Annotated in this window: 22 protein-coding genes; 11 read left to right on the plus strand and 11 right to left on the minus strand. The window is 68.4% G+C overall.

All coding sequences use genetic code 11. The features are described 5' to 3' along the window. Positions 1 to 62 precede the first annotated feature (62 nt). The 4 genes from E0H92_RS38230 (at position 63) to E0H92_RS38245 (ending at position 6,445) form a co-directional block, all read left to right on the plus strand. Positions 63 to 557 carry a GNAT family N-acetyltransferase gene (locus tag E0H92_RS38230; protein ID WP_131499727.1) on the plus strand — a complete coding sequence of 165 codons (495 nt, stop codon included), beginning with the start codon at positions 63 to 65 and terminating at the stop codon, positions 555 to 557. Positions 558 to 680: 123 nt separating this feature from the next. Continuing rightward, complete coding sequence (locus E0H92_RS38235) at positions 681 to 2,264, plus strand: DHA2 family efflux MFS transporter permease subunit (protein WP_131499728.1); 1,584 nt, start codon at positions 681 to 683, stop codon at positions 2,262 to 2,264. Positions 2,265 to 2,303: 39 nt separating this feature from the next. Further along, entirely contained in the window at positions 2,304 to 4,298 is a 1,995-nt protein-coding gene (gene ligA / locus E0H92_RS38240; protein ID WP_131499729.1) for an NAD-dependent DNA ligase LigA, read from the plus strand. 59 nt (positions 4,299 to 4,357) lie between these two features. Further along, the gene (locus tag E0H92_RS38245) at positions 4,358 to 6,445 is read left to right on the plus strand and encodes a hypothetical protein (RefSeq protein WP_131461140.1); all 2,088 of its coding nucleotides are present in this window, start codon (positions 4,358 to 4,360) and stop codon (positions 6,443 to 6,445) included. A gap of 46 nt (positions 6,446 to 6,491) precedes the next feature. Here E0H92_RS38245 and E0H92_RS38250 read toward each other — a convergent pair whose 3' ends face one another. After that, on the minus strand, positions 6,492 to 9,896 hold the full coding sequence (locus tag E0H92_RS38250; RefSeq protein ID WP_131499730.1) for a sugar-binding protein: 3,405 nt from the start codon (positions 9,894 to 9,896) through the stop codon (positions 6,492 to 6,494). 11 nt (positions 9,897 to 9,907) lie between these two features. After that, the gene (locus E0H92_RS38255; RefSeq protein ID WP_131461138.1) at positions 9,908 to 10,957 is read right to left on the minus strand and encodes a LacI family DNA-binding transcriptional regulator; all 1,050 of its coding nucleotides are present in this window, start codon (positions 10,955 to 10,957) and stop codon (positions 9,908 to 9,910) included. Between the two features lie 136 nt (positions 10,958 to 11,093). Here E0H92_RS38255 and E0H92_RS38260 point away from each other — a divergent pair, with 136 nt between their 5' ends. Beyond that, the gene (locus E0H92_RS38260) at positions 11,094 to 12,662 is read left to right on the plus strand and encodes a mucoidy inhibitor MuiA family protein (RefSeq protein WP_131461137.1); all 1,569 of its coding nucleotides are present in this window, start codon (positions 11,094 to 11,096) and stop codon (positions 12,660 to 12,662) included. A gap of 9 nt (positions 12,663 to 12,671) precedes the next feature. On the opposite strand, the gene E0H92_RS38265 is transcribed toward E0H92_RS38260, so the two are convergent. Both E0H92_RS38265 and E0H92_RS38270 read right to left on the minus strand, forming a co-directional pair. Beyond that, on the minus strand, positions 12,672 to 14,210 hold the full coding sequence (locus E0H92_RS38265) for a multicopper oxidase family protein (RefSeq protein ID WP_131499731.1): 1,539 nt from the start codon (positions 14,208 to 14,210) through the stop codon (positions 12,672 to 12,674). After that, positions 14,203 to 14,583 carry a hypothetical protein gene (locus E0H92_RS38270; protein ID WP_131499732.1) on the minus strand — a complete coding sequence of 127 codons (381 nt, stop codon included), beginning with the start codon at positions 14,581 to 14,583 and terminating at the stop codon, positions 14,203 to 14,205. The genes E0H92_RS38265 and E0H92_RS38270 overlap by 8 nt, the downstream gene beginning before the upstream one ends. Positions 14,584 to 14,656: 73 nt before the next feature. On the opposite strand from E0H92_RS38270, the gene E0H92_RS38275 reads away from it, so the two are divergent. Next, the gene (locus E0H92_RS38275; RefSeq protein ID WP_202874033.1) at positions 14,657 to 15,535 is read left to right on the plus strand and encodes a LysR family transcriptional regulator; all 879 of its coding nucleotides are present in this window, start codon (positions 14,657 to 14,659) and stop codon (positions 15,533 to 15,535) included. Positions 15,536 to 15,539: 4 nt separating this feature from the next. On the opposite strand, the gene E0H92_RS38280 is transcribed toward E0H92_RS38275, so the two are convergent. Continuing rightward, positions 15,540 to 16,037 carry a DUF2505 domain-containing protein gene (locus E0H92_RS38280; RefSeq protein WP_165550225.1) on the minus strand — a complete coding sequence of 166 codons (498 nt, stop codon included), beginning with the start codon at positions 16,035 to 16,037 and terminating at the stop codon, positions 15,540 to 15,542. Positions 16,038 to 16,099: 62 nt separating this feature from the next. Continuing rightward, a complete protein-coding gene (locus E0H92_RS38285; protein WP_131461133.1) occupies positions 16,100 to 16,546 on the minus strand; it encodes a GNAT family N-acetyltransferase in 447 nt (148 codons plus the stop codon). A gap of 172 nt (positions 16,547 to 16,718) precedes the next feature. Here E0H92_RS38285 and E0H92_RS38290 point away from each other — a divergent pair, with 172 nt between their 5' ends. The 3 genes from E0H92_RS38290 (at position 16,719) to E0H92_RS38300 (ending at position 18,126) form a co-directional block, all read left to right on the plus strand. Beyond that, on the plus strand, positions 16,719 to 17,306 hold the full coding sequence (locus E0H92_RS38290; protein ID WP_131461132.1) for a sigma-70 family RNA polymerase sigma factor: 588 nt from the start codon (positions 16,719 to 16,721) through the stop codon (positions 17,304 to 17,306). Between the two features lie 160 nt (positions 17,307 to 17,466). Then, positions 17,467 to 17,874, plus strand: a complete 408-nt coding sequence (locus tag E0H92_RS38295; RefSeq protein WP_131461131.1) for a hypothetical protein — start codon at positions 17,467 to 17,469, stop codon at positions 17,872 to 17,874. A 15-nt stretch (positions 17,875 to 17,889) separates the two neighbouring features. Next, positions 17,890 to 18,126 (plus strand): antitoxin, encoded by a 237-nt coding sequence (locus E0H92_RS38300; RefSeq protein WP_131461130.1) that lies wholly within the window; start codon positions 17,890 to 17,892, stop codon positions 18,124 to 18,126. Positions 18,127 to 18,645: 519 nt separating this feature from the next. Here E0H92_RS38300 and E0H92_RS38305 read toward each other — a convergent pair. Beyond that, complete coding sequence (locus E0H92_RS38305; protein ID WP_202874034.1) at positions 18,646 to 19,215, minus strand: TetR/AcrR family transcriptional regulator; 570 nt, start codon at positions 19,213 to 19,215, stop codon at positions 18,646 to 18,648. Between the two features lie 69 nt (positions 19,216 to 19,284). Here E0H92_RS38305 and E0H92_RS38310 point away from each other — a divergent pair, with 69 nt between their 5' ends. Beyond that, entirely contained in the window at positions 19,285 to 20,250 is a 966-nt protein-coding gene (locus E0H92_RS38310; protein ID WP_131499734.1) for a zinc-binding dehydrogenase, read from the plus strand. Here E0H92_RS38310 and E0H92_RS38315 read toward each other — a convergent pair. From E0H92_RS38315 to E0H92_RS38325, 3 genes are all read right to left on the minus strand, one after another. Then, entirely contained in the window at positions 20,247 to 20,663 is a 417-nt protein-coding gene (locus tag E0H92_RS38315; protein ID WP_131461128.1) for a hypothetical protein, read from the minus strand. The genes E0H92_RS38310 and E0H92_RS38315 overlap by 4 nt on opposite strands. 135 nt (positions 20,664 to 20,798) lie before the next feature. Further along, on the minus strand, positions 20,799 to 21,236 hold the full coding sequence (locus tag E0H92_RS38320; protein WP_131499735.1) for a DUF6069 family protein: 438 nt from the start codon (positions 21,234 to 21,236) through the stop codon (positions 20,799 to 20,801). A gap of 103 nt (positions 21,237 to 21,339) precedes the next feature. Next, entirely contained in the window at positions 21,340 to 21,768 is a 429-nt protein-coding gene (locus E0H92_RS38325; RefSeq protein ID WP_131461126.1) for a MarR family winged helix-turn-helix transcriptional regulator, read from the minus strand. Positions 21,769 to 21,922: 154 nt separating this feature from the next. On the opposite strand from E0H92_RS38325, the gene E0H92_RS38330 reads away from it, so the two are divergent. Beyond that, positions 21,923 to 22,852 (plus strand): hypothetical protein, encoded by a 930-nt coding sequence (locus E0H92_RS38330; protein ID WP_131499736.1) that lies wholly within the window; start codon positions 21,923 to 21,925, stop codon positions 22,850 to 22,852. Positions 22,853 to 22,902: 50 nt separating this feature from the next. On the opposite strand, the gene E0H92_RS38335 is transcribed toward E0H92_RS38330, so the two are convergent. Continuing rightward, complete coding sequence (locus E0H92_RS38335; protein WP_131499737.1) at positions 22,903 to 23,538, minus strand: TetR/AcrR family transcriptional regulator; 636 nt, start codon at positions 23,536 to 23,538, stop codon at positions 22,903 to 22,905. Positions 23,539 to 23,553: the final 15 nt, after the last annotated feature.

Raw genomic sequence — 23,553 nt, forward strand, 5'->3', positions numbered from 1 at the left:
CACTAGACAAACCCCGGCGGATCTCACCGAACGAGACATCCCGTGAACGTAAGCTCCGGCGCATGGACCGCCAGTTGATCCCGCCTACCGTGCATCTTCACGAGCGGTGGCTGGAGGCGCACGCGGAATGGGGCGCGGGACTCCACGAGGATGGGTTCGGGCTGGCGGCCTCCGACGAGGTCGAGTCGCCCGAGGGTTTCGCGGCATGGGTCGCCCGGCTGACGGCTGGGTCCGACCGCGGCACCCTCCGCTGGATCGTTGAGGGCGGGCAGGTGCAGGGTGGTATCGCGCTGCGGCACGAGCTGAACGAGATCTCCGGGCACATCGGCTACGGCATCCGGCCGTCCGCGCGTGGCCGGGGGCTCGCGACGTGGGCGTTGGGCGAGATGCTCGAGCTCGCGCGCGGCCGGGGTATGGAGCGGGTCATGCTCGTCTGTCTGGCCGGCAATGTCGCGTCCGTCAGGACGATCGAGCGCCACGGCGGGATGCTCGATCAGGTACGGCGTACTGGCAACCACACAGTGCGCCACTACTGGATCGATCTCCGGGGCAACTAATTGGGCACGGTGTGTCGTCTGGTGGCGACGGGGTGTGTGGGGTGGGGGTGTGGGGCTAGCTTTTGGGTGGGGTTTTGGGCGTAGGGTCTGCACAGGGTGTTTTGGGCCGAGGGGGGACTGACTGTGAGCGAGCGCGCTACCGAGTATCCCGATCACATCGACGCCGCGGTGCTGAAGATCGCCGGTGTCGTGGTGCTGGGTGCGATCATGTCGATTCTCGACATCACCGTGGTGAACGTCGCGCTGCCGACCTTCCAGGACGAGTTCGGTTCGCCCGAGAGTCCGGTCTCCTACTCGACGGTCGCCTGGACGGTCACGGCGTACACGCTCGCGCTCGCGACCGTGATCCCGCTGACCGGGTGGGCCGCCGACCGGTTCGGGACGAAGCGGCTGTACATGATGGCGATCTTCCTGTTCACCGCCGGATCCGCGCTGTGCGCGACCGCGACCAGCATCAACATGCTGATCGGGTTCCGGGTGCTGCAGGGGCTCGGCGGCGGCATGCTGATGCCGCTCGGGATGACGATCATGACCCGGGCCGCGGGGCCGCACCGGATGGGCCGGCTGATGGCCATCCTCGGCGTACCGATGCTGCTCGGCCCGATCCTCGGCCCGATCCTGGGCGGCTGGCTGATCCAGGTGGCCAGCTGGCACTGGATCTTCCTGATCAACGTGCCGCTCGGCGTGATCGCGCTGGTCTACGCCTGGCGCGCGCTGGCCCCGGACACGGCGGAGCGCACGGAGTCGCTCGACCTCCTCGGCGTCGTGCTGATGTCGCCGGGTCTCGCGCTGTTCCTGTTCGGCGTCTCGTCGCTGCCCGCGGAGGGCGGTGACTTCACAGCGCCGCGGGTCTGGGTCTCGATCCTGATCGGCGTCGCGCTGATGGCGGCGTTCGTCTGGCACTCGTTCCGGCCGCAGCACCCGCTGCTCGACCTCCGGCTGTTCCGCGACCGCAACCTGACGATCTCGATCATCACGATGTTCCTGTTCGCGGCCGCGTTCTTCGGCGGGCTGCTGCTGGTGCCGACGTACTTCCAGCAGGTCCGCGGCGAGTCGACGCTGCACGCCGGCCTGCTGGTGGCACCGCAGGGGCTCGGCGCGATGGTGACGATGCCGATCGCGGGACGGCTGGTGGACAAGATCCCGGTGGGCCGGATCGTGCCGTTCGGGCTCGCGGGGATCGTGATCGGCATGTTCGGGCTGACCCAGGTCACCGAGACCACGCCGTACGTCGCGATCATCGCGATGCTGGTCGTGATGGGTTTCGGGATGGGCGGCACGATGATGCCGCTGTTCACGACCGCGCTGCGGACGCTGTCCGGGCCGCAGGTCGCGCGCGGCTCGACACTGCTCAACATCAGCCAGCAGATCGCGTCGTCGGTCGGCGTCGCGACCATGTCGGTCATCCTCACCAACCAGCTCAACGATTCGCCGATCATCCCCGGGACGAACCAGATCCCGGGCTTGGGCGACGGGCTCCGCGAGACGCAGGCGGCGATCCTGTCCAACACCCGCCCGGAGAACGTCGCTGCGCTGCACCTCGACCCGGCCGCGATCGCACGCGGGCTGGCCGACGCTGCCTCGTCGTTCGCGCACACCTACTGGGTCGCGTGGGCGCTGGTGCTCCTCACCTTGGTCCCGGCACTCATGCTCCCCCGCAAACGCGAAGTAACCCACCTCGCCGACAAGGACGCCGTCATCGAGTAGATCGCGCGGATTGTCCGAGTGCTTGGGTAGTGTCCTGGCGTGGACATTGGGGAGCGGATCCAGGAACTTGCCGATCGCATCGTCGCGCTGCGGGACGCCTACTACCGCGGTACGCCGACGGTCGCCGACGCGGAGTACGACGCGATCGAGGACGAACTGCGATCGCTCGTCGAGGCCAACCCGGAGCTCGCGCCCGACCCGAACCCGTTGGAGCAGGTGGGCGCGCCCGCCGTGCTGCACGCGCCGATCCGGCACTCCCGGCCGATGCTGTCGCTGGAGAAGGCGACCCGTCCGGAGCAGGTCGAAGCCTTCTTCGGCCGCTTCCCCGGCCAGTCGGTGGTCGTCATGCCGAAGCTGGACGGCCTGTCCCTGGCCCTCGTCTACGAGAACGGCCGCCTGGCGCGGGCGATCACCCGTGGTGACGGGACGACCGGCGACGACGTGACGCCGCTGGTGAAGGCGCTGACGGACGGCGTGCCGGCCAAGCTCGACGTGACGGACCGCGTCGAGGTCCGCGGCGAGGCCGTGATGTTGCGCTCGACCTTCGCCGCGTACAACGCCGCGCACGCCGACAAACCGCTGATCAACCCGCGCAACGCCGCGGCCGGCACGCTGCGCGCGAAGGACCCGGCAACGGTCGCCGAGCGCCGGCTGCAGTTCCTGGCCTTCGACCTGCTCAGCGAGACCGACGCCGCCACCGACCTCGAGCGCGCGCTGAAGGAGATGGGCTTCACCGTCGCCGACATGGTGCACTGCGACGACGCCGCGGCCGCGCAGGAGGTCATCACGAGTATCGAGCAGCGCCGCAACGAGCTCGACTACGACCTCGACGGTGCGGTCCTGCGGCTCGCCGACCGGGACGCGTTCGCCGCGGCCGGCACGCGGTCGAGTTCGCCGCGGGGCGCGCTGGCGTTCAAGTTCGCGGCCGAGGAGAAGACCACGGTGCTCGCCGACGTGGTCTGGGACGTCGGCAAGACCGGCAAGATCGCCCCGGTCGCCTGGCTCGAGCCTGTCTTCGTCGGCGGTACGACGGTCACGCGAGCGACCCTCGCGAACCAGGAGGTGATCAAGGCCCGCGGTATCAAGATCGGCGACACCGTCCTGGTGCGCCGGGCCGGTGACGTGATCCCGTTCGTGGCCGGCGTCCTCGATGCGTCGAAGCGCACCGGCGAGGAGCGCGACATCGTGCCGCCGAGCACCTGCCCGTCGTGCGAGCAGCCGCTGACCGAGCAGGGCAACAGCCGCGAACTGTTCTGCACCAACGTCGCCTGCCCGGCCCAGACCGTACGGCGGCTGATCCACTGGGCCTCCCGCGCCGCGGCCGATATCGACGCGATCGGCGGAGTCTGGATCGAGCGCCTGGCCGAGGCGGGGATCCTGGAGAACCCGTCGGACTTCTACCAGCTGACCGCCGAGGGACTGCTGGAGTTCGACCGCATCGGCGAGGTCTCGGCCGCCCGGATGATCGACTCGATCAACACGAGCCGGCAGGTCGGCCTGCGCCGTGCACTGATCGGCCTCGCGATCCCGATGGCATCCGAAGGGACTGCGGCCAGGCTGTGCCGAGCCGGCTTCGGCTCCCTGGAGGCGGTCGCCGACGCGGGCGAGGACGGGCTGGTCGCCGTGGAGGACATCGGCCCGAAGGTCGCCGCGTCGCTGATCGAGCACCTGACCCGCCTCCGGCCCGAGCTCGAACGGCTCCGGGCGGCCGGCGTCTCACTCGACGTCCGCGAGGAGGACCTGCCGCCGGTCGTCGTCGCCGGCGCGCCGCTGGCCGGGAAGACGGTTGTCGTCACGGGATCCATCAGCGATCCCCGCTCCGGCGAGAAGGTGGCGAGACCCGCGTTCCAGCGACTCTGCGAGAAGGCCGGCGCGACCATCGCCTCGTCGGTCTCGGCCAGCACCGACCTGCTCATCACCGGGGCAGACGTCGGCGCGTCCAAACTCACCAAGGCCGAGAAACTCGGCGTCGAGGTCGTCGACCAGTCCGAGATCTGGCAGCAGCTCCAGGCGGCCGACCTGCTCCCCCGCTGACTGTCCGATTCCTGACGCCACCCTGGCGTACGGTGTCGCGGACCGGAGAGGGTGGACGTATGGCGAACAGCACCGGTAAAGACGGCGAGCTGACAGGCTTTCAGGAGCAGGCGCCGTACGACGAATCAATCGACCTCCGTACCGACTTCGTGATGGTGTACGGGCTCAACGAGACGACACCGCAGCGGATCGCGCGCTGGCGTGACGCCGGGTATCGCGTGCATCTGATGACCGGGATCTCGTGGGGTACGTACCAGGACTACCTCGACGGGAGATGGGACGGCTCCGGCCATTGGGACGACGCGCAGACCGCGGGTGACGGGTCGCCGATCCTGCACGGGGAGAGCACCGACATCCCGTACATGGTCCCGACCTTCACGTTCACCGAGTACCTGGTGCAGAAGCTCCGCCCGATCATCGAACTCGGGGTCGAGGGCATCCATCTCGAGGAGCCGGAGTTCTGGGCGCGTGCCGGCTACTCGGAGTCGTTCAAGCGCGAGTGGCAGGCCTTCTTCAACGAGCCGTGGCAGCCTCCGCACAGCACGCCCGAAGCGCACTTCCGTTCCGGGCAGCTCAAGCAGCACCTGCTCTCGCGCAGCCTCGACCGCGTCACCTCCGTGCTGCGCGACGAGGCTCTCCAGCAAGGTCGGCAGGTGCGTTTCTACGTGCCGACGCACAGCCTTCTGAACTACACGCAGTGGCAGATCATCAGTCCCGAGTCCCGCCTGCGGACCCTGCCCTCGATCGACGGAGCGATCGCGCAGGTGTGGACCGGTACGTCCCGCACGCCCAACGTGTACGCCGGGAAGGTCGCCGAGCGCACGTTCGAGACGGCGTACCTGGAGTACGGCATCGCGCAGGACCTCACCCGCGGTACGGACCGGCGGATGTGGTTCCTGCACGACCCGATCGAGGACCACCCGGACCGTACCTGGGAGGACTACCTCGCCAACTGGCAGCGCACCCTCATCGCGTCGCTGCTGCACCCGGGTGTCGCGCGCTACGAGGTGGCGCCGTGGCCGCACCGGATCTTCAACCGCCCGTACCTGCGGGAAGGATCCACCGAACGCGAACTCATCCCGCCCGACACCGCCACCAGCTACCTGATCGCGATGAACAGCCTGCGCGACCTCGACCAGCCCGAGGTGCAGTGGGCTCAGGAAGGCCCGCGGATCGGGATCGCGCTCTCGGACACAGCCATGTTCCAGCGCTGGGCACCTGGTGGCGAGAGCGGGCATTACGACGGTCTGCAGGACGCGTTGGCACTCGAGGGTCGCGAGCAACTGCACTTCTCCGACTTCTACGGTCTCGCGTTGCCGCCGCTGTACGACGGTCAGCGGGTCTGCCCGGTCCAGCTCGAGAACGTGATCGACACCCCCGACGCGCTGGACGACGTCGACGTACTCGTCCTGAGCTACGAGTTCCAGAAACCTCTTGCCCCGGGCATCCATTACGCGCTGGCCGGGTGGGTCAACCGCGGCGGCAGCCTGCTGTACGTCGGCGACGGCGCTGACCCGTACCACGAGATCCGCTCCTGGTGGACGGGCCGGTACGACACCTGCGCCGACCATCTGGCGGAGGCACTCGGGGCGGATCGCAAGCACGACGGTGTGCAGCCGATCGGTCAGGGACGGGTCCGGTTCCTCCCGTCCCGCCCGGCGGACTTCACCGAATCACCCGAGCGCGCTGCCGAGCTGGTCGCGGCGATCCGAGAGCTGGCCGGCGGCACCTGGGAGTCGACCAACTGGCTGTCGGTGCAGCGCGGCCCCTACCTCATCGGCGCCGTACTGGAGGAGGCCGGCGGCTCACATGTTGTCGAAGGCACCTATCTCGACCTCCTCGACCCGCAACTGCCTGTCGTCACGCGCCGCGAACTCGGCCCTGGCGAACTGACCTGGCTCCGCGACCTCACGTACGACAACGAACCCGTGTTGGCTTCCGCCGGCCGCGTAGTCGACTGGCACCAAGACAAATCCACCATCACCTTCACCTGCGAGGCACCCGCGGGAGTACAGGTAACCACCGCCGTACGCGTCCCCTCCGAGCCCACCAATGTCACCGGCGCAACCACGCACTACGACAATGGCATCCTCTGGCTCCACCACCCGGGTGTCCCCGCCGGAACCCCCATCCACCTCACCTTCTGATTCGCCGCGCTGGCGGGTTAACACATAACCCGCCAGCGGACGGGTCCTACAGGGTGTGGCGGAGGACTACTGTCACGCGGGTGGTGCCGCGCGGGAGGTGGATGGTGCCTGCAGTTTGGTTGATGGTTGCGCCCTTGGCGGTGACGTGGGCGATGTTGTTGCGGAGGGCCGGGAGTTCGAGGCTGTAGCCGGTCGGCCGGGAGGTGTCGCCGGTGAGTTGGAGTGTCACGGTTTTGCCGGCGGTCGTGAGCTGGTAACCGACGCGGCCGCCGTTGGTGACCGGGTAGCTCTCCAGGCCGATCTTCTGCCGGGTGCGGATCCACTCGTTCGGGACGCCGCGCCCGATGATCACCGTGCCGTCGGACCTCTCCGCGATCAGCGAGTCGAACAGGACCTTGGTCGCGGTCGACTGGCCCCACATGTGCTGGTTCGATCCCCCGCCGCCGCGGGCGTGGTCGATGTTCCACGGCGAGTCGGCGCTCGGGTAGTCGACGCCTTCCCACCACCCGAACGGCCCGCTCATCGTCTTGTCGATCATGTACTGGTACGACTTGATCCCCAGATCGCGGTACTCCTCGCCCCGCAGCGCGGCGCTGCCGTACCCGGCGTTGTACGCGCTCGAGAAGTACCCGTGCGGATACCCGCCGAAGTTGTAGATCGTGTCCGAGACGTCCTTGCGCCGCTCGAACCCGTGCGTGTACGTGTCGTCGATCTTGTCGAACATCGTCCCGCTCTGCGCGGCGCCGAACAGGTACCCGTCCCAGGCCCACCGCCCGAACAGGAACATCGAGGCCCAGTTGGCGTCCCGCGGATCCTTCCGCGGACCGGTCTCGTTCGGTTCGACCATCGAGATCGGGATGTAGTCCAGCCCGTACTGCTTCATCGTCTGATCGATCCGTGCGGTCGCCACCTTCAGCAGGTCGTCGTACTCCGCCTGCGCCCACGTGGCCTCCGCGGTCTCCCCCAGTGCCGTGGCGAGATAGCGGTACGTCGTGAGGCCGGTCAGCGCGGACCAGTTGTCGATCGTCCAGTACCCGTGGGAGTCGATCGCGTCGGTCTGCTTGATGATCCCGGTGCCGCCGTCGATCCGGTCGGTCTCGATCGTGTGGGTGTTCTTCTTGATCGTCTCGAACCGGCTGCGGATGAAGTCCTTGTCGCCGGTGCGCTGCAGGTACAGGGCGTACGGCCAGCTGTACTTCCACTTCGCGTCGTCGTACTGCAGTTGCGCCGGCAGCGTCGACAGGTAGTCGCGAGCGTAGGTGAAGTCGCCGAGCGTCAGCAGCGTCGACACGATGCCGATCGTGTCGTGGTCGAACATCTCGTCGTACCCGTTCTCGCCGACGTGCAGTTCCTTCGCGCCGTTGATGTCGTCCCGGATGATCAGCGTGTAGATGTAGCCGGCCTTGTACGCGTTGATCAATCGTTTGTCCGGCAGGTCCGTGATGTTCGCGATCGCCGACAGCCGGTTGTTCCAGTACTGGCGCATGTGCCGGTAGTGCTGATCGAACCCACCGAGCTGCTGCAGCTGCACCGCGGTCGGCCAGTCGTACGTGCCGCCGAACCGATCGGCAGCCACCGCATAGTCGCGTACGACGGTCTGCCCGGCGCCGACCATCGTACCCGCATCGTTCAAAGCCGTCAGCAGACTCGACACCCGCGGCAGGCGGGCGGCCGAGGCGGTGGTGTTGGTGACCGTCATCCGCGAGTACGCGACCTCGAACCGGTTGCCGCCGACAACGACCAGGTCGGCGAAGTTCTCGACCTTGATCCCGAGCCCGTCCTTCGAGTACTCGCTGACAAACGCGGGCAGGTACCCCTCCGCGTTGGACCACTTGATCTTCCCCGGGACGTTCGGCACCCCGAACGTGATCATCGCGTCGCCCCGGCTGCGCAGCCGGTAGCTGCCGTCGATGAAGGCGATCGGCGCGTTCAGATCACCCTCCCAACCGAACGACGAGGTCAGACCCGGGTTCGTCACCGACGTGTACTGCGCGTTCGCCGCGGACGCCAGCGCCTCGTCGAGCGCCGCCTGGAGGAACACGTACGCCAGTCGCAGCTGGTCCTGCGACGCGCTGCCGAGCGTCGCCGTCGCCGCCGCGATCTCGTTGTCCAGTTGACGTTGCGCCGCGGCGCTAGCGGCGTACACATCAGCCGCTGCCGCCTCGGCGAGCGTGTTCTGGATCAGCTGCCGGTCATTGCTCGCCGACGTCAGCACCGCGCCGGCCAACGTGACGTTGCCGGAGGCATGCGTCTTGCGAGTGAGCTGCGCACTGATCTGAGCGGACTCGCCGGCCTTCAGGTCGAGTTCGAACAACCGGGTGACCGACGGATCGGTGCTGACCAGATCTGTGTTCGTGAAGGCCGGCGCTCCGTTGACGGAGACCGAGATCTTCGCCGAGGCCCGCCAGACCCCGGAGACGAAGCGCAGCGTACGACGTTCCGCTGCCGCCGGGACCGTGAGGTCGTACCCGTACGGCGCGGTGAGGTCGACGTCGGTGTTGGCGCCGTCGGCGAAGAAGATCCCGCCGTGCCGTGTGCCCGGCTCGGACGCGGTCGGCGTACCGTTCGTCCACGAATAGCTCACCGGGTTGTCGTTCTGCGCCCCGATCGCGCCTCCCGGCTGCCGGTTCGCGACCGCGAGCCGTGGCGTCGGGTCCGGAACGCCGGCGCGACGGTTGATCGTCGATCCGTCCAGGTGCAACCAGTCGTCGACGCCCTCAGCCGTCAGGTTCATCGAGGGCGGGACCGCGGTCGCCGTGAGACCCGACCCGAGCGTCGACAGTGTCGCAGCCGACAGGGACAGGTTGCCTGCCGCCTGGAGTTTGCTCGCGAACCTGCCCGTCACGACGACGCCCTCTCCGGCGCGGATCGTCACGGTGTAGCGCTTGGCGGCCGCCGTACCGCTCGCGTTGATCTGCGTGGAGTACGCCGTACCGCTGCCGTCGACCGCCGCGACCGTGACGGTTCCGGTGGCCTGCCAGATCCCACCCACGAACACCAGTCGTCGTGGCGAGTCCGCGGCCGGAACAGTGATCCGGTAGCCGGCGTCATGGGCCGTCGTGTCGCCCACGGTCGTCGTGTCGTAGTTGAACACGCCTCCCGTAGTGATCCCCGCGGCCGGGGATGCGCCGTCGGACCATCCGAACGAGATCGGGCTGTCGTCGAGGGTGGTCCGTCCGCCGTCGGGGTTCAGGTCGTCGACCGTGAGCGTCTGCGGTACGCCGGCCTTGCGGTCGATGCCCGTACCCGTGACGTGGACCCAGTCCAGGTCGCCGTACGACGTCAGATCCATCGCACCGCCGACTCCGCGGCCGTTCGGGAGGTTCTCGACGTTCACCACGAACGGATTGGCGGGCGGGGCGGCCGCTGGTGCGGCCGGGGCGGAGATTACTGCGGTCACCACGAGCGCTACGGCGCCTAGCACCGCTAGCAGTCTGGTTCCGTGCCTCATCTGTGGTCCCTTCAGGAGGTACGCGGCCGGGGTCCGGGCAGGCTGGATCCGCGGACCACCAGTTCCGGTGCGAGCAGGACGTGTTGCGGCGTACGGGGGTCGCCGGCCATCAGGTTGTCGATGGCCTGGATCAGCTGCCGTCCGACCTCGTCGATCGGCTGGCGCAGGGTGGTCAGTCCCGGACTCACCAGGGCGGCGGTCGGCGAGTCGTCGTACCCGGTGATCGCGACATCGACCCCGGGGCGCAGACCTCGTTCGTGCAGCGCCCGCATGACGCCGAGCGCGAGGGTGTCGGAGGCGCAGACCAGCGCGGTCGCGGGCCGCGAGGCGTCGAGCATCCGGTGGGCGGCCTGACAACCGGCTTCGAGCGAGTCCACGACCGCGGCCTGCAGGTCGGTCTCGAGTTTCCGCTCGCGACAGGCGTCGAGCCATCCTGCGCGGCGGTCCTGACCGAGCTCGGACTCCGCGAGCCAACCGAGGTGACCGATCCGCGTGTGTCCTTGCGCCGCCACGTGGTCGGTCGCGGCACGGGTGCCGGCGCGGCCGTCGACGTCGACCCACGCCAGGCTGTCGTCGCCGTCCCAGGAGCGCCCAAACGAGGCGAACGGCACGCCCCAGGAGCGCAGCGCGGCGACCCGGTCGTCGTTGTGATGCGTCTCGGCCAGGACGAAAGCGTCGATCGAGGTCTTCTTCAGCAGATCCCGGTACGCCTTGATCTCGCCGGCCGGGCCGTCCTCGGCGTGGCACAGGATGAGGTGGTAGCCGGCCTCGACGGCGGCCGCGTTCAGTACGTACAGAAAGTCGTCCATCAGGAGCGAGGCCTTGTCCGGGCGGGACGGGCGCATCTTGAAGGCGATCAGCGACGAGCTCCGGTTGCGGAGCGCGCGGGCCGAGAGGTTCGGTTCGTAGCCCAGCTCCTCGACAGCGGCCAGGATCCGCTTCCGGGTCTCGGGCGCGAGCCGATCCGGGTTGTTCAGCGCGTTCGACACCGACTGCGCCGACACCCCGGCCCGCTGCGCGACCTGCGCGAGCGTCACATGCCCATGCGGCACCGGCGCCATCTCGACCTCCCGGATATTAACGTTAAAAACAACGCCTGCAAGCTACTGAGTCGGAGCACGACCCGTCAAGGCCTGATGCCCGCACAGAACTTTTAACGCTAATCACCCGACCCTTCCGCTGGCTTACTGTCGGGACATGAGTGAGCTTGTGGTGGAGGCGCCGGTTGTCGCTGTGACCGTCTATCCGGATCGGGCGCGGGTCACCCGCCGCGGGCGGATCACGGTGCCGGGCGGGGATCAGGTGGTGTACGTCGAGCCGCTCCCGCTGTTGCTGGAGCAGGACTCGGTCCGGGTGTCGGGACGAGGGCCGGCGACAGTTCTCGGGGTTGACGTTGCGACGCGGTATCACCCGCAGGCACCGGACGAGACGGTCGCCGAGCTCAAGCGGGCCCAGCGCGCGGCGCAGGACGAGATCGCGGCACTTGGTGACGCGGACGACGTACAGGTGCAGCTCGAGACGTTCCTCGGACAGCTGGCGAAGCGCGCCGGTGGGAGTTTCGCGCGCACGCTGGCCTCGGGCGATCAGGGGGCCGAGCTCGGTGGTTTCACGGAGTCGCTCGCGGGCCGGTTGTCCGCCGTACGGGCGACGCGTCGGGAGCTGACTGTGCAACGACGTGAGGTGGAGGAGCGGCTTGCCGCGGTCGACCGCCGGCTCGCTGCGCTCAAGGAGAAGCGAGCGCCGGACCGGCTGACCGCGGCCGTCTCGCTGGCGCTGGAGTCCGAGGCCGAGGTCGAGGTCGAGATCGAACTCTCGTACATCGTGCCCGCCGCGGGATGGACCAGCTCGTACGACGTCCGTCTCACGGGTGATCGGCTGACGTTGAGCTGGTACGGGCTGATCACGCAGTACACCGGCGAGGACTGGCCCGAGTGCGACCTCACCTTGTCAACGGCCCGGCCGACCGTGACCGCGAAGGTACCCGAGCTCGACGCCTGGTACCTCGATCGCGCCCACCCCCACCCGCCGATGCCGGTCGCAGCGCCCGCCGCCGCGCCGTACCGCGGCACGGTGACACCGCAGTCCGCGTTCGCCGAGGGCCTCCAGCGCGCCGACTTCGCGGACCTCGACGCAACCGTCGAACAAGGCGTGACCGCGGCGACGTACACCCCGCCGCGGCCCGTCGCCGTACCGGCCGACGGCGCGACGCACCGCGCGACGATCGCCGCGATCGAACTCGACGCCGACCTGGACTACATCACGGCGCCGGTGCGATCGACCGACGTCCATCTGCGGGCCACCGTGGTGAACTCGTCCGTCCACACGCTCCCCGCCGGGAAGGCCGCGGTCTTCCACGAGGCGGACTTCGTCGGCTCGGCCGCACTGCCGTTGTGGGCGGCCGGCGAGGACGTCGAGCTCGCCCTCGGCCTGGACGACCGCATCCGGGTCGAGCGGAAGCTGGTACGGCGGGACGCGACGAAGGCGACGCTCGGGTCGACGCGCCGGCGGCAGGTCGAGTACGAGACGAAGATCGAGAACCACACGCCGCGGACCGCCCGGATCACGGTGCTCGACCAGTTCCCGGTCGCCCGCGACCACGAGATCACCGTCAAGCGGCTGACCGCCGACCCCGAACCGGCCGAAACCACCGACCTGGGCGTCGTCACCTGGAAACTCGATCTCGCGCCCGACACCGAAACCACCGTCAAACTCGCGTTCCGCGTGGACACCGGCAAGTCCGTCGACCTCACCGGTTGGCGCGAATAACCTCGGGGATCAGGTGATTTCGAGGTTGGCCATCATGCCCATGTCCTCGTGTTCGGCGTTGTGGCAGTGGAAGAGGTAGCGCCCGCGGTAGCCGTCGAAGCGGGTGATGATCTCGGCGGACTCCCCCGGCCGCAGCGACACGGTGTCCTTGAGACCCGCGTCGTGCGGCAAGGGGGCGCGCCCGCCGCGTGACAGCACCCGGAAGCCGACGAGGTGCAGGTGGACGGGGTGGTGGACGTCGGCGACCAACCGCCAGATCTCCACGTCGCCGAGCCGCGTGGTGACGTCCGTGCGATCCGGCGCGAACGGCTGCCCGCCGATCAGCCAGCCATGACCGTCGCCCATCTGCCCGGCACGGAAGGAGAAGTCCCGCACCCGGACAGCCTCCGACCGCTGCCATTGCGGGAGATCGTCGGACAGCACCTCCGGGATCCGGCTGCTGTCCGCCGCCTTCCGTACGACGCTGAACGCCATCACCTCCCGTGTACGCCCGGAACCCAACCGGTTCATGATCCGCACGCGGCTCCCGATCGGCACGTCGGCGAAATCCACGATCACGTCGTACCGCTCGGCCGGTGCGATCGGCAGGTTGCGATGCACCACCGACGTACGGAGCAGCCCTTGATCGGCGCCGATCTGCACGAGGTCGAGGCGGCGGCCGTCGTCGAGGACCGCTTCGAGGTCGTAGTGCCGTGCATTCGACGCGTTCAGGATCCGTAGCCGGTACCGCGCGCCGTCGACCTCGTGCATCGGCCAGGGCGCGCCGTTGACCAGGATCACATCACCCAGAACCCCAGCAAAATAAGGCTTCTGGACACCGGGCTGACTCTGCAGGGTCGGGTCGATCGAGGGATACGCCAACGATCCGTCGGCGGCGAAGGCCCGGTCCGCGATCATCAGCGGCAGCTCGCGCGACGGCAGCCCCAGCGACTCCTCGGTCGAGTCACGGACGATGTGCATCCCGGCCAGCCCGCGCCAGATCGCCGGCGCGGTGAAGTCCATCCGGTGATCGTGGTACCAGAGCATCGTCGGCCGCTGATCCAGCGGGAACGTGTACGACCGCGTGACCTCGCTGGTCACCGCCCGCGGATCGTGCATCCCGTGGTTCATGTGCCCCCATCCGGCGGGCAGCACGAGGTCGGTCGGGTATCCGTCCGACTCCGCCGGTGTCCGCCCGCCATGCAGGTGCACGACGGTCGGCACCGGCAACTCGTTGCGATGGGCAACCGTGACCGCCTGTCCTCGACGCGACTCGATCGTCGGCCCCGGGAACGTCCCGCCGTACGTCCACAACCGGGTCGGCACACCAGGCAGGATCTCCGCCGTGACTTCCCGCTGCACGATCTCGATCGCAGCGCCGGACACCACCGGCGGAAGCGGCAACGGCACCTGAAACGCAGGCGGCAACGGTACGGCGCTGCGCAACACGGCACCAGTCGACGCCGGACGCCGCGACAGTGCGGCGGCACTCGACAACCCACCGAGCGCCACCACTCCGAGCGCTCCCCCGATCCCCAGCACCTGACGCCGACTCATCCGCTCACGCATGCGCAACCTCCCGCCGTACGACGGGCCGCCGCCAGACCCCGATGAACAGCAGGACAACGGCCGCCACCGTCATCACGCCCAACGGGAGGTGCAACCACAACGCCCCGTCCTGTCCCGCGAAGTACTGGACCGTCTCGGCCACCACCACCCCCAGCGACGCGACGAACGGCCAGACCTGCCGCAGTCGCACCCACACCACCACCGCTGCGATCACCTGCAGATATCCAAGAGAGGTGACGATGTCCGCGCCGACCACGTGCATGCGCAGCCCGTCGAAGTCACCACTCAAATAGACCCCGGCGAACACCGGCTGACCGACAATCGCCACCAGATGCGCACTGGCGACGCCCCGCAACACCCAACCACTGACCATGCTGGCGACACTATGATTCAGAGGTTATGAGCGTCCAAGACCAATATCGCTATCTCGTTATGACGGAAGAGTCATGATGGACCTGACCATGCTCCGCCAGTTCGTCGTCGTCGCCCGCCTCGAACACCTCAGCCGCGCCGCCGACGAACTCCACGTCGCGCAGCCGTCGCTGAGCCGCACGATCGCCCGCCTGGAGAACGAACTCGGTACGCCGCTGTTCGACCGGGCCGCCCGGCTCCGGCTGAACCCCGCCGGCGTCCTCTTCCGCGGGTACGCCGAACGCGCACTCGGCGAACTGGACGCCGGACGACGCGCCGTCGCCGAAGCGACCGTGCAGGGTTCGGGCAGTGTGCGACTCGCCGCCGAGACGTTCCTCGCCCTGACCGAGTCGGTCGCCGGCTTCAAACGCGAGCACCCGGCCATCGAGATCACACTCCAGCAGATGTCCGCCGACGAGATGCCGCGACGACTGCGCGCCCAGGACATCGACCTCTGCGTCGCGTCCCAGCCGGTGCCGAGCGCGGGCCTGGAATCAGCGGTCCTGCTCGACGAAGCCGTCCGTGTCGTGACGCACGTCGACCATCCGCTGGCCGGCCGTCCGTCGGTGACGGTCGAGGATCTCGTCGACGAGCCGTTCGTGATCGCCAGCAGGGGCCATTGGCAACGCCGGCTTCTCGAGCGGTTGTTCGCCGACACCGGCGTGACGCCGCGGATCGTCTGCGAGAGCGACGAGGCCGCAGCGATCCAGGAGCTGATCCGCGCGGGCCTCGGCATCGGCTTCAACCCCGACTTCGCCCGCCGCTCGATACCCAGCTACCCCGTCGCCGCCATCCCGGTCGACCACCCCGAGTGCCGCCGTACCCTCTCGCTGCTCTGGAGCGCCGACGCCAACCTGACCACCGCCGCCCAACTGATGCGCACGGCAATCACCACCTGGAACTGGCGCGGCTGACGCATCAGAGAGCGCCGTCAAGCCACGACCACGCGACCTCGAACTTCTTCTCCAGCCGGACCCGGACCGCCTCCGCGACCAGCAGCTCGAGGCGGGTGCCGACGACCGGGACGGACGCGATCACGTGCAGATCGAACGCCTGCGTGGTCCCGCGCCCTTCCGGCACGATCCGCGTCGTACCGGTCAGCTTCACCGGCACACCGGTCAGCGCTCCACGGACCTCGGCCAGCCGCGCGCCGTCGGCGTCGGGGCGATGCCAGACCTTGGACTGCTCGAGTTCCAGCGTGTTCCCGACGAACCTGCGCGCCACCACTGGTACGTCGGAGACCTGCGTCTGCCAGTGCAGCTGAACCGCGAGGTCGTCACCGTCATCGCCCACCACGACGTCGTAGGACTGCGCCTGCAGCCGCTGGAACACCTGCTCCTGGAAGGTGACGTCGGTGATCATCGCGAACACTTCCTCCGGAGAGGCGTCGTACGACGTGGCGAGAGACAGATCCATGCGCCCCATCTTGCACCGCCCGCCAACACACGGTCACGCCCGCTGCAGCTTCCGGCCGCACCTCACAGAACCAAGCGCATCCGAAGCTTGGGAGGCTCCACGCCGACCACCTGAAAGCCGAGGCGTTCGTACAGATCACGCGCGCGATTCCGTTGCAGCACGTGCAATTCGACGACGTGCGCGCCTGACGCCCGGGCGCGATCGAGGAGACCGCGCAACACCGCCGTGCCGACGCCGCTCCCCTGCATCTCGGGTGCGATCTCGATCCGGGAGACGTAGAACGTCGCGGCATCGGTCATTGCCGCCTGCACCATTCCGGCCCGCCGGCCCCCGACCAGGACGATCTCGACGGCCTCCGGCACGAACCAGTTCCGGTGGAACTCCCGCTGTACGTCGTCGTCCCACGGACCCCAGGTCGCTTCGATGACCTCGCCCAAGGCGCGGCGATGCAAGTCGTACAAGAACTCGTCGTCGTCGGCCGCGGCCGGTCTGAGGTCGACGTTCTCCATAGCTGCCACACCCTACTTCGCGCTGTTTTCCACCACTCAGCGGATAGGTGGTGACACGGTGGGCGACTTTCGGTAACCTTTTCGTGATGTTCACCGCGTAGCTGACTGAGAACGGGGCTTAGGAAGCGCATGGCCATCAACAACTTCGCACCAGGCGGTGCGTAACTCACACATGTCCATACACACCGCCGCAACTGTCGCAGTAACCGGCGATCTCGACGACGAGGACGAACTGATCCGGCTCGCGCAAGCGGGTGACGGAGCCGCCTTCGGCCGGCTCTACGATCGGTACCTGCCGTCCATCTACCGGTACACCTACAGCAAGACCTCGTCCCGCAGTGCGGCCGAGGATCTGACCAGCGAAACGTTCCTGCGGGCGTTCCGCGCGATCGCCCGCCGGCCGCGGGCGCACCTGAACTTCGCGGCCTGGCTGGTCACCATCGCCCGGAACGTGGTGATCGACCACCACCGCTCCGGCTGGAGCCGGCTGGCGATCGTCACCGACGAGGTCGACCCGCAGGTCGACGAATCCATCGGACCCGAGCAGGCCGCACTGGCCTCGGTGAGTGAGGCGTCGCTGCGAAGCGCTCTCACGCGGCTGCCGGACGACCAGCGCGAGTGCTTACTCCTGCGATTCTTCGCGGGGCTGTCGATCAGTGAGACCGCCGCCGCGATGGATCGCACCGACGGAGCCGTCAAACAACTGCAGTTCCGCGCGACCAACCGGCTGCGCAGGATCATCGACCGGGTGCTCGAGTGACCGGTTCGTGAAGGCACGCGAAACACGCGACGGAGTCCTTGCGCCGCATCCTACGTTCCGGTAGGAAAGGGCGCGTGCCATCCGGCTCACGACCGCCCCGTCGTACGGATTCGTTCGGCACCGGGCGGTTGACAACTCATATCTCACGGGGAGATATCGCATGAGCAATCCTTACGACGAGCAGAGCAACGACAGCCAGTACGGCGACAGCCAGAGTGGCGAGAGCCAGTACGGCGAGCAGGGCGGTCGGGAGGATTCCGGCAACAGCTACGGCTCCGGCGACGACTCGAACAGCGGCGGCAACGACTTCGGGCAGGATTCCAGCGGAGGGGAATCCGGCGGCGACTACGGCCAGCGCGAGGAGTCGGGCAGCGACTACGGTCAGCGCGAAGAGTCCGGCAGCAACTACGGCTCGGGCGACGATTCCAACAGCGGCAGCGAGTACGGCCAGCGCGAGGAGTCGAGCAACGAGTACGGCTCCGGTGACGGGGACGAGCGTTCGTCGGAGGGTGGCTACGGCTCCTCGAACGACGGCGACAGCAACGACAACAGCACCTACGGAAACTGAGCGGGGAGCACGAACATGGGCGTATTCGACAACATCAAGGACGCGGCCGAGGGCCTGAAGGACAAGGCGGCCGACCTGGTCGACGGTCACGGTGACAAGGTCGCCGACGGCCTGGACAAGGCCGGCGACTTCGTCGACGAGAAGACCGGCGGCCAGTACGGCGACAAGATCGACCAGGGCGTCGGCGCGGCCAAGGACCAGCTCGACGGACTGGACGGCCAGAACGACGACATCCCCGACAACCAGGGCTGATCGAACGCACGCACTCCGAGGCGGTCGTGGGTACACCCCACGACCGCCTCACGCGTTTTCGGCCACCGTCGGACGAACGAGGGGTGACACCAGTACCTGTCCCCACTCCCCACCGTCGTCGGGGCGCCAGAAATCCTCCAGCGGGGTCGGCGCATCGGCAGGTCGACAGGAGGTGTCGGTCAGCTGGGTAGTGCACCTGAGCGTGATGGCGGTCGCGCGTACGGTGTCTCACTGGTGCTCTACCTGTCGAGCTGCAGGTCGACGAACACATCAGTCGCAAGAGCCGATAACCCCTCTTGTTAGGGGTTCTCTGCTGGTACGCGAGGGGAGAACCCTGCACGCGAGGGGATAACCCCGGCTGTGCTGCCGGCGCTGCGCGGACTGAGCTATCCGGCCGACGGTGTCTGCTTGGGCCAGGGCCGCGCCGAGTCGTGGCGTTTGGCTGGCCATGGGAACGTCGAGTCGTGGATCCGGGCTGCGTTCGGCCGCCGAGATCCACGACTCGAGGACCGCGGGAAGTCAGGCGCTGAAGGCCTGGACCGTCAGTGCCGCGAATCGGCGTGAGGCGGCCAGGCGCCGGGCCGGCGTCGACGCCTGTAGGCCCCGGTGCGCGGTGAGCATGATGACGAGGTCGCTCAGCTCGAAGTCCCGCCGGAGTTGCCCGCGGGCCTTCGCCCGCCGGGCCAGGGTCGCCACGGACTTCAACGTCAGCTCCCGACTCGCCGAACTGTCGACCGCCTCGGGGTACGTCGCCAGAAACGCGTCCGTGAACCCGCGATTGCGGACGTGCAGCTCGCAGATCCGCTCGATCACCAGACAGAACCCGCGCCACGGATCCGTTGCCGCAAGCCCCTCTTCGACGATCGCCTCACAGGCACGGACCTGTTCGGCGAACGCCGCGGTCGCCAGCGCCTGCTTGGTCGGATAACGCCGGTACAGCGTCGCGGGACCGACCCCCGCGTGCCGGGCAATCTCGCGCATCGGCACGGTCAGCCCATCACTCGCGAACAAGGCCCGGGCCGAGGTCAGGATCCGCTCACGGTTGTCCTCCGCGTCGGCGCGCAGTTTCTGAGGCAATCCATCCTTCACCTCTCTCACTCTAGCCAACCGGACGGGTGCGTCCACTTAATCTCGGATCAAGTCGAGAGGAGACGGCAGGTGAAAGCAGTGGTGGTCAAGGCGTTCGGCGGTCCCGAAGGGCTGAGCGTCGTCGACGTACCGGCACCGGAGCCCAGGGCGGGTGAGGTGCTGGTCGCGGTCGAGGCGATCGGGGTCGGAGGTGTCGACGCGCTGATTCGCAGCGGTTCCCTTGCTGCGTGGGGTTTCCGCGAAGGTCTCGTCCCCGGATCGGAGGTCGCCGGAACGGTGATCGCCGTCGGCCACGACACGGACACTTCCTGGATCGGCCAACGAGTCTGGGCGTTCACGGGTCTTGGCGGCGGGTACGCCGAGCAGGCGATCGCTGCCGTCGAGGACGTCGTACCGCTGCCGACCGGCTTGTCCGCCGCGGGTTCGGTGACGCTCGGGAGCTCCGGCGTCGTGGCGCACTTCGGCTTGAAACACGCGCACTTCAGCTCCGGCGAATCCGTGCTGGTGCGTGGCGCCGCCGGAAGTATCGGCATCCTCGCGGTCCACCTGGCGGCACAGGGCGGCGCATCGGCGATCGCGGTCACCACCTCCTCGGCGGCACGTGGTGAACTGTTGCGCGAGGTCGGCGCGACGCACGTTCTGGACCGGTCCGGGGCGGGCGATGCCACCGCTCCCCCGGCGTACAACGTGATCATCGACGTGGTTGCCGGCCCGCACCTGCCGGTGTTCCTCGACAAGTTGCGACCGAACGGCCGGCTCGTCGCGGTCGGTGCGATCGCCGGCCCACCACCAGGCGATCTGGGTATGGCGTTGATGGCCAACTTCCGCAAGTCCTTGTCCTTCGCAACCTTCAGCGCAGACACGGTGTCGCCCGCGGAGCGCCGTACGGTCAGAGCCGAGCAGTTCGCCGCCGCGGCGGACGGCCTGATGCCATTGGTGATCCATGAGCAGCTGCCGCTGGACGACGCCGTACTGGCGCATCAGAAGATGCAGGACGGTGAGGTCTTCGGACGGATCGTGCTGGAGCCGGTCTAGTCTTCGGGTTCATCCACGGTCGCCAAGGCGATGAGGTTCTCGGCGACCTGGGCGCAGCGTTCCTCGGCGCGGCCGCGGGCCGTGCCGGTGTAGCGCAAACGGGCCGTGGCGGTGAGCGGTTCGGAGCGAACCTCGATCAGCGAACCGCCGGGGCGCGCTTGCACCTTGACCGCGACCTCGACCCAACCGCCGAGTCCACTGCGCAGTCGTACGACGAGTTCGCTGTCGGGCCGCCAGCGCTCGACGACCGCGACGAGCAGCTGCCGGTTGTGGGCGTGCCGGGCGCGCGGCTCACGCCCGTCGTCGCGCAGGATGACGCTTCCCACCTGCGGCCAGTTGAGCCCGGCGCGCAGCTCCGGCGGTACGGCGACCATCCACTGCGCGAAGGTTTCCGCGTCACGGAGTACCGACATGACGGCATCGACGTCAACGGCACCGAACCGCCACGCCATCACCATCGCATCCGCTTCCCTGTCGGCGACACGTCCTCACTCCCGTGTCTACCAGGAAGCACGGTCGACTGAGCCTCCCAAGCGCTGTCATGGACGTCACATAGCCCTTACATTCTCGGGCCGGGCCAGCCGGTAGGCAGGTACGCCGACCGCCGTCACGACCACATGCATGACCATCAGGCCCGCGACCGCGGTGCCCGAGGTGTCCGGGATGAACTTGGTGGCCAGGAGCAACAGGTCCGGGATCATCGACAGCACGAGGACAACGGGAACCAGCACGCGCAGAACGGCTGCCGGGCGCGCGGAGCGGCGTACGACGGCCGTCCATCCGGCGAAGCCTGCCGCGAGGCCGATCAGTGTGAACGGCATGAAGACCGGCGCGGTCAGCGGCCGGAAGGACTCGTCCGCGCCGAGTGCGACAGCTCCGAACGCGACCAGATAGTTGAGCACGACAGCAACTACTGCGGCCGCGGCCAGGACGACGAGCCGGCGACGACCGACCGCCACCGGGTGCTGCACATTGACGGACGCCATCGGACACCTCCGTTATCGGTACGTATCTCGTACTAATTCGAAGGTAGCCGACACCGCCGCCGATGACCAGGTCCTCGGCGAAATCAGTCCGAAACTCGTACCGTCAGGCGTCCTCGTGGCCCGCGATGACCGTCGTCAGGAGCGCGCCCAGCGTCTCCCGCTCGGCCGGATCGAGCACCTGCAGCATCCGCCGTACCTCGGTCCGCAGCCGGCGCTCGAACTCCTCCGCGACCTCGGCGCCGTGGTCCGTCGGCGTCACCACGAAGTTCCGCCGGTCGGCCTCGTCCGGCACCCGCACGACCAGCCCCGCCGTCTCCATCCGGGCCACCACACCGGTCATCGTCGACTTCGTCAGCCGCAGCGCCGAACCGAGCCCGAGCATGTTCGTCGGCTGCCGGTGCAGGATGAACAGCAACCGCGCCTGCTGCATGGTCAGCCCGAGGTCCGCGCTGATCCGCTCGTACACCTCGGTCACGGCGGTCGCGGCCCGGATCAGCGCCGGCCCGGCCGCGAGCACCTTCGGCTTCGACATACGCACCTTCCCGTCCCCCGGTCAGCGCCCACCTTAGTCCCGGATCCGGCCGGAATTTTGCTCCAACACGACCGGCAACTTTTCGGCGGCGGCCGGACTCCAACGCGGTACGACGGAGGCTGGGGTGCCTCCGCTCAAGGGGAGGACGATCCAGATGTTTCGTAAGACCGTAGGTCTGGCCTCGGCCGGCGCGCTCGCGTTGGGCCTCGGGGCGGCCATGGTGCCGTCGGCCCAGGCCGCACAGTCCACGTCCGGCAGCACGACCGCGACCACCGCGGCGTGCGCGCTACGGCTCGGGTCGGTGACGTCGACCGGCGCGTTCACCAGCCGGATGGTCAACGCCACCGCGCCGATCACCATCGGCGGGGTCCGGGGGACGGCCGGCGTGTTCGGTGCCAACCAGGTCCAGAAGATCAGCACGTTCGTCGGTTCACCGGTCGGCGCCAACGGCGAGGCGCGGTCCGGGCTCACCGTCATGGGCGGCGCGCTCTACTCGAGCTCGTTCGTCGTCGACGGCCAGAGCCAGCTCGACCCGCACTACCCGCACAACAACCTCCGGATCGGCGCGGGCTGGTCCGGGTACCGCTGGATCGAGCAGTCGGTGTACGCCGGGAGCCCGGCCCGCACGCTGCTCTACGGCCAGCGCGCCGACGGCGTCACACAGCGCTGGTTGTCCGACGGCAAGGGCTGGCGCATCACGGCCGGCGCCGGCGGCCTCAGCACCGTCAAGGGCATCGCGCTGATCGGCCGCACCGCGACCTCGGAGACCTTCCTGGCGAACACCCGGGGCGGCACGCTGGTCACGGTCACCTGGCCGACCAAGGAGAACGCCGGCCCGACCAGCCGAGTCGTCCGCGGCTCGACCTGGCAGGGCTTCGAGCAGCTGATCGCGACCAAGTGCGGCGCGAACGGCACGCTGCTGCTCGGCATCGACAAGGAAACCAAGTCCGGCTACCTGTACGCCGTTGGCCACGCCAACGGCACGAGCACCGCGATCAAGAGCCTGGGCAAGGTCCCGCTGACCTTCTCCGACCCGCAGTACTTCCGCATCGCACCGAAGTACGACGTACTGAACGGCGGCTAGCAACACACCGAAGCGACCCGGACCTCCCAGGTCCGGGTCGCTTCCTTGTGTCAGGCAGGGCTCGCTGGGCCGGTTCGCCAGCGGGTGATCGCCTGGTCGACGTGGGTTGCCACCAGGCCCGGCAGGTCGATGTCCGCGCCCAGTAACCACTGCAGTTCCAGCCCGTCGAGGACGGCGACGAGGATCCGGATGTCGGCTTCGATCTGATCGTCGGTCAGGGCCGGGATCTCGCCGTCCTCGACCGCCTCACGCAACTTGCCGCTCCACAGTTCGAGCCCGTTGACGTACCGCTGCTGGATGAACTCGCGCGCCGGATGGCTGGGGTTCGTCGCCTCCGCGGCGATCGTGATGAACAGCTCCAGCAGACCGCGGTGATGGACGTGAAACTCCATCAGGTCGCGCATCTGGCGGAAGTACGCGAGTCCGCGGGTGCTGTCGGGCAGCGTGGACCGCCCGGTCTGCGCCGTCCAATCCTCCAGTACCGCGGCGAGCAGACCTTCCTTGCTGCCGAAGTACTGGATCAGGGTCGCCGGCGAGGCGCCGACGCGTTCGGCGATGTTGCGCAGCGAACCGCCGACGTACCCGAGTTCACCGAAGACTTCGGACGCGGTGCTGACGATGCGCTCGCGACGCTCGATACCCCTGCGGTACGGGCCGCGGACCGCCGGTGTCGTCTCGCCTGCCACAGGCCCTCCCCGATC

The sequence above is a fragment of the Kribbella speibonae genome (assembly GCF_004331375.1).
GTDB classification, from domain to species: domain Bacteria; phylum Actinomycetota; class Actinomycetes; order Propionibacteriales; family Kribbellaceae; genus Kribbella; species Kribbella sindirgiensis.